Annotated in this window: 9 protein-coding genes and 1 pseudogene; 4 read left to right on the top strand and 6 right to left on the bottom strand. The window is 66.1% G+C overall.

From position 1 onward, the window contains the following. Positions 1-3 precede the first annotated feature (3 nt). Positions 4-783: a type III pantothenate kinase gene (locus RSW2DRAFT_RS03845; RefSeq protein WP_008028219.1), complete on the top strand. Its 780-nt coding sequence runs from the start codon at positions 4-6 to the stop codon at positions 781-783. A 4-nt stretch (positions 784-787) separates the two neighbouring features. Next, a complete protein-coding gene (locus tag RSW2DRAFT_RS03850) occupies positions 788-2,464 on the top strand; it encodes a ribonuclease J (RefSeq protein WP_008028220.1) in 1,677 nt (558 codons plus the stop codon). 65 nt (positions 2,465-2,529) lie between these two features. Here the strand turns inward: RSW2DRAFT_RS03850 and RSW2DRAFT_RS03855 are convergent, their stop codons facing one another. From RSW2DRAFT_RS03855 to RSW2DRAFT_RS03870, 4 genes are all read right to left on the bottom strand, one after another. Then, positions 2,530-4,143: a DEAD/DEAH box helicase gene (locus RSW2DRAFT_RS03855; RefSeq protein ID WP_008028221.1), complete on the bottom strand. Its 1,614-nt coding sequence runs from the start codon at positions 4,141-4,143 to the stop codon at positions 2,530-2,532. A 160-nt stretch (positions 4,144-4,303) separates the two neighbouring features. Continuing rightward, positions 4,304-5,026, bottom strand: coding sequence for a YiiX/YebB-like N1pC/P60 family cysteine hydrolase (locus RSW2DRAFT_RS03860; RefSeq protein ID WP_008028222.1), 723 nt, complete (start codon positions 5,024-5,026; stop codon positions 4,304-4,306). Between the two features lie 69 nt (positions 5,027-5,095). Then, positions 5,096-6,694, bottom strand: coding sequence for a peptide chain release factor 3 (locus tag RSW2DRAFT_RS03865; RefSeq protein WP_008028223.1), 1,599 nt, complete (start codon positions 6,692-6,694; stop codon positions 5,096-5,098). 39 nt (positions 6,695-6,733) lie between these two features. Further along, positions 6,734-7,678, bottom strand: coding sequence for a Hint domain-containing protein (locus RSW2DRAFT_RS03870; RefSeq protein ID WP_008028224.1), 945 nt, complete (start codon positions 7,676-7,678; stop codon positions 6,734-6,736). A gap of 201 nt (positions 7,679-7,879) precedes the next feature. Here RSW2DRAFT_RS03870 and RSW2DRAFT_RS03875 point away from each other — a divergent pair, with 201 nt between their 5' ends. After that, positions 7,880-8,659, top strand: coding sequence for an SDR family oxidoreductase (locus tag RSW2DRAFT_RS03875; RefSeq protein WP_008028226.1), 780 nt, complete (start codon positions 7,880-7,882; stop codon positions 8,657-8,659). Between the two features lie 26 nt (positions 8,660-8,685). On the opposite strand, the gene RSW2DRAFT_RS03880 is transcribed toward RSW2DRAFT_RS03875, so the two are convergent. Both RSW2DRAFT_RS03880 and RSW2DRAFT_RS03885 read right to left on the bottom strand, forming a co-directional pair. Next, positions 8,686-9,741, bottom strand: a complete 1,056-nt coding sequence (locus tag RSW2DRAFT_RS03880) for an aldo/keto reductase (protein ID WP_008028228.1) — start codon at positions 9,739-9,741, stop codon at positions 8,686-8,688. A gap of 11 nt (positions 9,742-9,752) precedes the next feature. After that, positions 9,753-10,433, bottom strand: a complete 681-nt coding sequence (locus tag RSW2DRAFT_RS03885; protein WP_008028230.1) for an aspartate/glutamate racemase family protein — start codon at positions 10,431-10,433, stop codon at positions 9,753-9,755. 164 nt (positions 10,434-10,597) lie between these two features. Between RSW2DRAFT_RS03885 and RSW2DRAFT_RS17805 the strand changes: the two are divergent. Further along, a pseudogene (locus tag RSW2DRAFT_RS17805) lies at positions 10,598-10,691 on the top strand (3-oxoacyl-ACP reductase); the annotation flags it as partial.

Below are 10,691 nucleotides of genomic sequence, written 5' to 3' on the forward strand. Positions count from 1 at the left end.
GCCATGCTTCTGGCCATCGACTGCGGCAATACCAACACGGTGTTCTCGATCTGGGACGGCGCGCGGTTTCTGGCGACCTGGCGCATTGCCACCGACCACAAACGCACGGCGGATGAATATTTCGTCTGGTTCAGCAGCCTGCTGATGCTGACGAAAACCGAGGCGAAGATCACCGAGGCCATCATCTCCTCGACGGTGCCGCGGGTGGTGTTCAACCTGCGGGTGCTGTGCAACCGCTACTTCGACTGCCGACCCCTGGTGGTGGGCAAGCCGGAATGCCGGCTGCCGGTGGCGCCGCGGGTGGATCAGGGCACCACGGTCGGGCCGGACCGGCTGGTGAACACCGTGGCGGGCTTTGCGCGGCATGGCGGCGACCTGATCGTGGTCGATTTCGGCACCGCCACCACCTTTGACGTGGTCGATACCGACGGCGCCTATATCGGCGGCGTCATCGCCCCCGGCGTCAACCTGTCGCTGGAGGCGCTGCACATGGCCGCCGCCGCCCTGCCGCATGTCGATATCTCGAAACCGGCGCGCACCATCGGCACGAATACGGTGGCCTGCATGCAGTCGGGCGTGTATTGGGGCTACATCGGCCTTGTCGAAGGCATCGTGCGCCAGATCAAGCTGGAGCGTGACCGCCCGATGAAGGTCATCGCCACCGGCGGGCTGGCCCCGCTGTTTGCGCAGGACACAACGCTATTTGATGCTGTCGAGGACGATCTGACCATGCAGGGTCTCGTGCTTGTCAGCCAACTGAACATGACCGAACAAGGACTCTGAACCCATGGCCACCAACCGCCTGATCTTCCTTCCCCTCGGCGGCGCGGGGGAGATTGGCATGAACTGCTATGTCTACGGCTACGGGCCGGAAGACAAGGAACGCCTGATCGTCGTCGATCTGGGGATCACCTTCCCCGATATGGACAGCACCCCCGGTGTCGATGTCATCATGCCCGATCTGGCCTGGCTGACCGCCCGGCGCGACCGGATCGAGGCGATCTTCATCACCCACGCCCACGAGGACCACATCGGCGCGCTGGCGCATCTGTGGCCGCAACTGAAATCGAAGATCTACGCCCGCCGCTTCACCGCCACCATTGGCCGGATGAAGCTGGAAGAGGCGGGCCATCCCGTTGAGGCGATCACCGTGGTCGAGCCGCGGCCTGCGGTGGTGACGGCGGGGCCGTTCAAGGTGCAGTTCGTGCCGGTGGCGCATTCGATCCCGGAATCGGCGGCGCTGATCATCGACACGCCTGCCGGGCGCATCGTGCATTCGGGCGATTTCAAGCTGGACGCCACGCCGATCGTCGGCGAGCCGTGGAGCCCGGAGGCTTTCGCCGCCATCGCCGCCGAACGCCCGGTGAAGGCGCTGATGTGCGATTCGACCAACGTGTTTTCGGCCAATCCGGGCCGGTCCGAAGCCTCGATCCGCGAGCCGATCCGCGACCTGATCAAGGGCGCGCGCGGCATGGTGGTGGCGACCACGTTTGCCTCCAACGTCGCGCGGCTGAAAACGCTGGCCGAGGCGGCACGGGCGGCGGACCGCTCGGTCTGCCTGTTGGGCCGGGCGATGCAGCGGATGGTCAAGGCCGCGCAGGATTCCGGCGTGCTGACCGATTTCCCGCCGCTGATCCCGCCGGAACAGGCGGTCGATGTGCCGCGCGGCAACCTGATGCTGATCGTCACCGGCAGCCAGGGCGAGCGGCGCGCCGCCACTGCCCAGCTTTCGCGCGGCAAGTATCTGGGGCTGGAGATGAAAGAGGGCGACACCTTCCTGTTCTCGTCGAAAACCATTCCCGGCAACGAGCGCGGCGTCATCAGCATCATGAACGCCTTTTCGGAAATGGGCGTCGATGTGGTCGATGACCCGTCGGGCAAGTATCACGTTTCCGGCCACGCCAACCGGCCCGACATGCAGACGCTGCACCGCATCCTGAAGCCGGAAATGCTGCTGCCGATGCATGGCGAGCACCGGCACTTGCGCGAGCATTGTCGGCTGGCCGAGGCGGGCGGCATTGCCTCGGAAGTGGCGACCAACGGCATGATGATCGACCTGACGGGCGACGAGCCGGAGGTGGCGGAATACATCGAAACCGGGCGGATCTATCTGGACGGCTCGGTGCTGATCGGGGCGCGCGACGGCGTGGTGCGCGACCGCATCCGCATGGCGCTGAACGGTCATGCGCTGATCACCGTGCTCTTGGACGAAAGCAACGCGGCCCTGGGCGATGCCTGGGTCGAGCTGATGGGCCTGCCGCAGACCGGCAAGCGCGGCGGCAGTCTGGCCGAGGCGATCGAGGAGGAACTGGGCGAGTTTCTGGCCGGTGCACCTGCCAAGGTGATGCGCGACGACGAGAAGCTGGACGAGGCGATCCGGCGCATCGCGCGGCAGGTGGCGATGGAAGAGATCGGCAAGAAGCCCGAGGTGACGGTGGTGGTCAGCCGGTTGATGGAAAGCTGATCTTATTGATATCGCAATGAAAAAGGGGCGCGGTTGCGCCCCTTTCCGTTTGTCTGAAGGCGGGGTCAGCTTTCGCTGCTGTCAGCCGGTTCTTCGGCTTCCGGCGCGTCATGCGACTCGTCTTGCGGCGCGTCCGCGATTTTGAAGCTGCGCAGGATGAAATCGGGCACATGGTCGCCCATGCCCAGCACCCGCTCGCCGCGGTCTTCCCGGCGATAGTCGCGGCGCGGTTCGTCCCGACGCGGTTCATCGCGACGCGGCTCATCCCGGCGCGGTTCGCTGCGGCGCGGTTCCGAGCGACGCTCTTCACGCGGGGCTTGCGGGGCGCGTTCTTCGCGGACGGGTTGCGGCGCGGCTTCGGCTTCGACCACCGGGGCTGCTGCCTCGCTTGCCGCGGGGCGGCGCTCGTCGCGTTCACGGGCCGGACCACGATCACGGCTGGAGGACGAGCGGCTGCGGCTGGACGAAGATTTGCCATCGCGCCCCCCCTCACGCGGGGCGGGGGCCTCGCCGGCATCGGCCAGCACGAAGCCTTCGGGCAGGCTGCCGCGCGGGATCGGCTGTTTCACCAGATGTTCGATGGCGGCCAGATACTTGTCGTCATAGGGCGTGGCGATGGTGAAGGCCTTGCCCTTGCGCCCGGCGCGACCGGTGCGGCCGATGCGGTGGACGTAATCTTCCGGGTGGCTGGGCACGTCGAAGTTGAACACATGGCTGACGGCCGGAATGTCCAGACCGCGCGCCGCCACATCCGAGGCGACCAAGAGATGCACCGTGCCATCGCGGAAGCCGTCCAGCGTGCGGGTGCGCACCGACTGGTCCAGGTCGCCATGGATCGGCGAGGCGTTGAACCCGTGCTGTTTCAAGGACTTCGACACCACATCCACATCCATCTTGCGGTTGCAGAAGATGATGGCGTTGGTGCAGGCCTCGCCCTCGGCCCGGATCAGCGCCCGCAACACGGCGCGCTTGTCGGCAAAGCTGCGGTCCTTGCGGGTCGGCGTGATCTGGATCAGCGCCTGTTCGATGGTTTCGGAGGACGTGGCCTGCCGGGCCACCTCGATCTTCACGGCGTTCGACAGGAAAGTGTTGGTGATCCGCTCGATTTCCGGTGCCATGGTGGCGGAATAGAAGAAGGTCTGGCGGGTGAACGGCGTCAGGCTGAAGATGCGTTCGATATCGGGGATGAAGCCCATGTCGAGCATGCGGTCGGCCTCGTCCACCACCATGATCTGCACGCCGGTCAGCAGAAGCTTGCCGCGTTCGTGATGGTCCAGCAGGCGGCCGGGGGTGGCGATCAGCACGTCAACACCGCGGTCGATCAGCTTGTCCTGCTCGCCAAACGACACGCCACCGATCAGCAAGGCCTTGGTCAGCTTGGAGTATTTGGCATAGGTCTCGAAATTTTCGGCCACCTGTGCCGCCAGCTCGCGGGTCGGGCACAGCACAAGGCTGCGCGGCATCCGGGCCTTGGCACGGCCTTGCCCCAGCAGGGTGATCATCGGCAGCACGAAGCTTGCGGTCTTGCCGGTGCCGGTCTGGGCGATGCCCAACACGTCACGCCCGGCCAGCGCATGCGGAATGGCCTGTGCCTGGATCGGGGTGGGGGTTTCGTAGCCGGCTTCCAGCACGGCTTGCAGCACGCGCGGGTCCAGCGCGAGGTCGGAGAATTTGGTCATGGGCGTCCTGTGGATGCGGTATCGGACCGCAGAAGGGTAAGGGACGCTGATTATCCGGGCGTCCCGGCGTCATATCCCCAAAGGGATGCCAAGGGGATTAGAGGAAATTCCCTGAAAGGTCAAGGATGCGGCGATGCGGCGCAGCCGGGATTGCACGGAATTACCCGCCGTAATTGACCACCTGCTTGTAGTCGAACATCGCCTCCAGCGTCGGCTTGACCACGCGGAAAAACGGCGACAGGTCGAAATCGCGCGGCGTGTAAAGCGAGTAGTGGCGGATGTGTTCGATCTCTTCGGCGGCATGGCTGTCGCCGTTGGCGGCAGGCCGCGGCAGGATCGGGTAGCGCACGCTTTGGAACGCCTCGGCAATCAGGCTGGAGCAGATGGCGCGGGTCGGGTCGCCTGACCCCAGCGCCAGCATCCGGCGGCGGAACCGCTGCGGCACCGGCGGGGTGGGCAACAGGTAACGTGCCAGATCTATGACGTTTTTCAGATCATAGTGCTTGCCGATGGAGCCGCGCATGAAGCCGATCACCTTGGCCATATCCTCGGGCGACAGGCCGACGGGGCGGCAGATCCGGGTGTTCAGATGCTGATAGGCCGAGACCGGCACCGCCCGCACCCCGGCTTGCAGATCGGCCTCGATCAGTTCCTGATCCGCCGGGCCGCCGGTAAAGAACGCCGCATGCGACCAGGTGGAATGGGTCAGATACTTGATCGCCGCCGAGATGCGCTTGTCGCCTTCAACCAGCAGCACGTCGCCGGGTTTCAGATTGGCCCGCAGCGCCTTTGGTGCGGTGACGGCAAACGGCACATAGCCCGGCGTCTGCTTTTCCAGAAAGCGCGCCAGCCCCGCCCCCAGCGCCGCATTGAACCGGTTCATCTGCCCGCTCCCGGTGGTGTCCTTGCCAAAGCATAGACCGGCCACCCGGATCGGCAATTCACCACTGCGTCACACCATCATTTCCTTGGTGGCGGTCAGCTTGACCTCGGGGTAGTCGCGCCCCACCCGGTCGATATCCCATTGCAGGCGCGTCAGGAACACCACGTCGCCGTCGCTGTCATGGGCGATATGGCCCTTGTTGACGTTGATGAATTTCTCGACCTCGGGTTTCGGCCCGGCCACCCAGCGGGCCGAGGTGAAATGGCTGCCCTCGAACCGGACGGGCAGTGAATATTCCTGCTCGATCCGGCTGGCCAGCACTTCGAATTGCAAGGCGCCCACGACGCCGACGATGTAGCCAGAGCCGATCATCGGCTTGAACACCTTGGCAGCACCTTCCTCGGCAAACTGCATCAGCGCCTTTTCCAGATGCTTGGCCTTCATCGGGTCCATCGCCCGCACCCCTTGCAGCAGTTCCGGCGCGAAACTGGGGATGCCGGTGAAATGCAGGCTTTCGCCTTCGGTCAGCGCATCACCGATGCGCAACTGGCCGTGGTTGGGGATGCCGATGATATCGCCAGCCCAGGCTTCCTCGGCCAGTTCGCGGTCGGCGGCCAGGAACATCACCGGGTTGGAAACCGCCATCGGTTTCCTGGTGCGCACATGCAGCATCTTCATGCCGCGGGTGAAGTGCCCCGAGGCAAGGCGCACAAAGGCCACCCGGTCGCGGTGCTTGGCGTCCATGTTGGCCTGCACCTTGAACACGAAACCGGTCACGGCGGTTTCCTCGGGGGCCACCTGCCGCTCGCGCGCCTTTTGCACCTGCGGCTCTGGGCCGTATTCGCCCATGCCGTCCATCAACTCCTTCACCCCGAACGAGTTGATGGCCGAGCCGAACCAGATCGGCGTCAGATGGCCTTCCAGAAACGACTGGCGGTTGAATTTCGGCAGCAATGCCTCGACCATCTCCAGGTCTTCCAGCAGCTTGGCCAGCAGGTCCGCCGGGATGTGTTCGGCCAGCTTCGGGTCGGAAAGCCCATTGATCGCAATGGTTTCCGCCACGCGGTTGCGGTCGGCGCGGTCCATCAGCTCCAGCCGGTCATGCAGGATGTCATAGCAGCCGATGAACTCGCGGCCCATGCCGATCGGCCAGCTTGCCGGGGCCACGTCGATCGCCAGATTGCTTTGAATCTCGTCGATGATGGTAAAGGTGTCGCGGCTTTCGCGGTCCATCTTGTTGCAGAAAGTCAGGATCGGCAGATCGCGCAACCGGCAAACCTCAAAGAGCTTGCGGGTCTGGCTTTCCACGCCCTTGGCGCCGTCGATCACCATGATGGCGGCATCGACGGCGGTCAGGGTGCGATAGGTATCCTCGGAAAAATCGCTGTGGCCGGGGGTATCGACCAGATTGAAGCGATACTGCCGGAAGTCGAACGACATGGCGGAAGCGGAGACCGAGATGCCCCGGTCCGCCTCGATCTTCATGAAATCCGACCGCGTGCGCCGCGCTTCGCCCTTGGCCCGCACCTGACCCGCCATCTGGATCGCGCCACCGAACAGCAGGAACTTTTCGGTCAGCGTGGTTTTGCCGGCGTCGGGGTGCGAGATGATCGCGAAGGTCCGGCGGCGGGCGATTTCGGGCGAAAGGGGGGGGCGATTGTCCAGCATGCGGCGCGTTTATCGCAAGCGGGCGGCTTCGTAAACCACTCAGGCTTTCGGGCGCCTTGTGGCGGCAATATGCGCCAGCGCCTGCCCCCCGGCCTCGGTGCCGAAATGCTGCGGCTGCGCCAGACCCGGAAACCGCGCCTGCACTTCGGCGGCAAGCTCGGCGGGCAGGCGGGCAAGCGTGGCCTCGTTCACCATCAGACTTTCGGCGGGGATCCCCTCGGCATAGATGATCTCGTGGCGGTCGAACACCAGACTGAAGTAATCGACAAAGCCGCCGTCGCGGATGTAGATCGTCTCGCCATTCACCAGATGCCGGGCCTGCACCAGCAGTTCGGCGGTGGGCAGGCCGGGGCTGCGGTCGCGCTGGTAGAGGAACATCCGGTGATGCTGGCTGACGATCAGATCACCTTCGTTGCCCAACACCCCCTTGCCGATCACCACCGGCGCAAAGGCCCCGACGCCGCGCAGCGTTGCCCGCCCCAGCCAGCGCAACGGCTGGCCGCCATGGTCACGGGTCAGCACCCGGTCGCCGGGCTGCAACGCCTCGATGGCGACCTGCGCGCCACCGGCCAGCGTGATGCGGGTGCCGCGCACGAACGCGAGGCACAGCAGGTCAGCCAGCGGCGCTTCGGCCGGGCTGTCATCGACCTTGACCAGCGCATAACCGATGCCTGCGCCCATCGGTGACAGCGGCAGCGCATAAAGCCCGCCCGGCAGCCGCAACAGCATCAGCTCGACCGCGTTGCCATCCTCGCCCATCAGGGTGTAGCGCGCCACAAGCTGCACCGGATCGCCCTGCGCGCCGATCTCGGACCCGGGCGCCACGGTCTGCGCCCCGGCGCTGCGCGCCACCATCAGCCGCAGCGGCTGCGCCCCTTCGGCCAGTTCATAGGTATCGCCGGGGCAGACCTGATCCGGCACGCCCAGACCATCGTCCAGATTGACGCCGCTGGTGACATAGATGTCATCGCCGCGAAACAGCATGACGGCCTGACCGGGCGGGGGAGGGGTTTGGGGCTTCACGGCAGGTCACCAAAGTTTCTGCGGCGCAAAGAACCTTTGCACCCGGTCTTCCCCACCTGCACTTGCTTTAGCAACTCTGGACTTGCGGCGTCAACCGTTGCTTGGCTTTCGTTTGCCCAAGCGCACTGTTAGCCTGCGGGCGAACAGCAGGGGGCAAGTGGCATGGATCTGGGAATTCGCGGCAAACGGGCGCTGGTCTGTGCCGCCAGCAAGGGGCTTGGGCTTGGCTGTGCGCAGGCGCTGGCCGAGGCCGGGGTGGATCTGGTGCTGAACGCCCGCAGCGCGGGCCCGCTGCAAGCCGCCGCCGCCGATCTGCGCGCCCGCTTCGGGGTGCAGGTCACCCCGGTGGCCGCCGACATCACCAGCGAAGCAGGCCGCGCCGAGGTGCTGGCCGCCGCGGGCGCGGTGGATATTCTGGTCACCAATGCCGGAGGCCCGCCGCCCGGCCTGTGGTCGGACTGGCGCCGCGAGGATTTCATCCGGGCGCTGGATGCCAACATGCTGACGCCGATCGCGCTGATGACGGCGCTGCTGCCCGGGATGATCGCCCAAGGCTGGGGCCGGGTGGTCAACATCACCTCGCAATCGGTCAAGGCGCCGATCGCGCAACTGGGCCTTTCCAACGCCGCCCGCACCGGCCTGACCGGCTATGTCGCGGGCACCGCCCGGCAGGTGGCGCCGTCGGGTGTGACCATCAACAACCTGCTGCCCGGCATCCACGCCACCGACCGCGCCGTGGCGCTGGATACCGGCGTGGCGCAGGCGCAGGGCATCAGCCTGACCGAGGCCCGGAAACAACGCGAGGCCACCATCCCCGCCCGCCGCTACGGCACGCCCGCCGAATTCGGCGCCGCCTGCGCCTATCTGTGCAGCCAGCACGCCGGTTTCATCGTCGGCCAGAACATCCTGCTGGACGGTGGCGCCACCAACGCCACCTTCTGAACCCTGCCGGTCGGCAATCGGGCCTGTCAGCCCGGCTGGTGGTCGCGGTGCAGCGCCCAGTCGGCGTCGGTAAAACGCGCGGTGGCAAAGTTGCCCTGGTGCCAGTAGGGGTAGATCAGCGGCGGCAGGCTGACGCTGTTCAGGCGGGCAAGCTCCTCGGCCGTCAGGTGCAGATCGAGTGCTGCGAAGTTGTCCTTGAACTGCGCCTCGGTGCGGCCACCGACCACCAGCGTGCTGATGGCGGGGCGGGTCAAGAGCCAGGCCAGCGCGATCTGGGCGGCCGAGACGCCGCGGGCGTCACCGATTTCCACCAGTGTATCGACGACGGTCCACAGCCGTTCCTGGTCGCGGATCGGCGGTTCGGTCCAGCCGTTGGCCTGGCGCGAGCCTGCGGGGGCGGGCTTGCCGCGGCGGTGTTTGCCGGTCAGCAGGCCCGCGGCAAGCGGGCTCCAGACCTGCACGCCAAGGCCCTGGTCGACCGAGATCGGCAGCAGTTCGTATTCGGCCTCGCGCGCCTCCAGCGTGTAGTGGATCTGCTGGGTTACGAAGCGCGGCAATTGCAGCCGGTCAGCGGCGGCGAGGGATTTCATCACATGCCAGCCCGAGTAGTTCGAGCAGCCGGTGTAGCGCACCTTGCCCTGCTGCACCAGGGTATCCAGCGCCGACAGGGTTTCCTCGACCGGCGTGGTGCCATCCCATTCGTGCATGTAGTAGATGTCGATATGGTCGGTGCGCAGGCGTTTCAGGCTGCGTTCACATTCGCGGATCAGATGGAAACGCGAGGTGCCCTCGTCATTCGGGCCGGTGCCGATCCGCATCCGGGCCTTGGTGGTGATCAGCACATCGTCGCGCTTGCCATCCAGCACTTCGCCAAGGATTTCTTCCGACAATCCGGCGGAATACATGTTGGCGGTATCGAACAGGTTCACCCCGTGGTCGATGCACAGATCAACCAGTTTGCGGGCTTCGGGCACGCCCTGTTTGCCGACCATGCCGAACGGGCCGCTGCCGCCAAAGGTGAAGGTGCCCATGGTGATCGCGGAAACTTTCAGGCCGGAACGGCCGAGGGTTCTGTAGTGCATCGTCGTCTCCTTCAAAGCGGGGGAATGTCGTCCAGGGTGGCGGCCAGGTGTTGCATGCCAAGCTCGGGGCTGGTCAGCACCGGCAGGGCGCCAAGCTCGGCCTGCACCGCCGGAAGGGCGCGGGCCATCGAGGCTTGTGCCAGCACGATCACATCGACCAGCGGGGCAAGGTTGCGCAAGGCCCGGCCCACCATCGCGTCATGCGCGGCGGTGTCGCCCTGCGCCAGTTTCTGAAAGGCACCCTCGGCCAGTTTGGCGGTCAGGCTGATGTCGCGGTCAGCGGCGGCTGCCATGCGGCGGATCAGATCCGAGGTGGGTTGCAGCGTCGTGGCCACGGTGGCCAGCACGCCGATGCGGGCGCCAAGCCGCACGGCGGCCATCGCCATGCCCTCGTCGATCCGCGCCAGCGGCACCGGGCACAAGGGGCGGGCGGCATCCACTGCCGGGCCGAGGGTGGAGCAGGTCACCACCACCGCATCGGCCCCGGCATCGACCGCCGACCAGACCATGCCCGCCAGCCTGCGCATGGTCAGCGCCGACAGGCTGCCGTCGCGCAGGGTGGCGCGCAAAAGACTTTCATCCAGCATGTGAAACGCGGTCCAGCCGGGCAGGTGCTGTTTGGCCAGGGCCTCGAAGGTCGGGATCAGCCCGGCGACGGTATGGATCATCGCCAGCGATTTCGGCGCAGTCATCGGCAGTTCCTTGCAGCGGGTTCACCGCATCGTCGGTTGCGGGGCGACGAATTGCTAGGCGATCCGCGACATCGGGGCTGCGAAAACGGGCAAAACGCCGAGGCAGGCGGTTGGCCTGCGGCGGTGGGCATGGCATAAGCGGGCATCAGGCAGCGGGGCAGGGCATGGCGGGCAGCATCATCATCACCGGCGCGGGCAGCGGCATTGGCCGGGTGACGGCGCGGGCATTTCTGGCGGCGGGCTGGCAGGTCGGGCTGA

This window comes from Rhodobacter ferrooxidans, assembly GCF_000176015.1.
Lineage (GTDB): Bacteria > Pseudomonadota > Alphaproteobacteria > Rhodobacterales > Rhodobacteraceae > Pseudorhodobacter_B > Pseudorhodobacter_B ferrooxidans.

Excerpts from the sequence above, each read along its gene's own strand:
- RSW2DRAFT_RS03845 (WP_008028219.1), top strand. The coding sequence starts at position 4 with ATGCTTCTGGCCATCGACTGCGGCAATACCAACACGGTGTTCTCGATC.
- RSW2DRAFT_RS03850 (WP_008028220.1), top strand. The coding sequence starts at position 788 with ATGGCCACCAACCGCCTGATCTTCCTTCCCCTCGGCGGCGCGGGGGAG.
- RSW2DRAFT_RS03855 (WP_008028221.1), bottom strand. The coding sequence starts at position 4,143 with ATGACCAAATTCTCCGACCTCGCGCTGGACCCGCGCGTGCTGCAAGCC.
- RSW2DRAFT_RS03860 (WP_008028222.1), bottom strand. The coding sequence starts at position 5,026 with ATGAACCGGTTCAATGCGGCGCTGGGGGCGGGGCTGGCGCGCTTTCTG.
- RSW2DRAFT_RS03865 (WP_008028223.1), bottom strand. The coding sequence starts at position 6,694 with ATGCTGGACAATCGCCCCCCCCTTTCGCCCGAAATCGCCCGCCGCCGG.
- RSW2DRAFT_RS03870 (WP_008028224.1), bottom strand. The coding sequence starts at position 7,678 with ATGCTGTTTCGCGGCGATGACATCTATGTCACCAGCGGCGTCAATCTG.
- RSW2DRAFT_RS03875 (WP_008028226.1), top strand. The coding sequence starts at position 7,880 with ATGGATCTGGGAATTCGCGGCAAACGGGCGCTGGTCTGTGCCGCCAGC.
- RSW2DRAFT_RS03880 (WP_008028228.1), bottom strand. The coding sequence starts at position 9,741 with ATGCACTACAGAACCCTCGGCCGTTCCGGCCTGAAAGTTTCCGCGATC.
- RSW2DRAFT_RS03885 (WP_008028230.1), bottom strand. The coding sequence starts at position 10,433 with ATGACTGCGCCGAAATCGCTGGCGATGATCCATACCGTCGCCGGGCTG.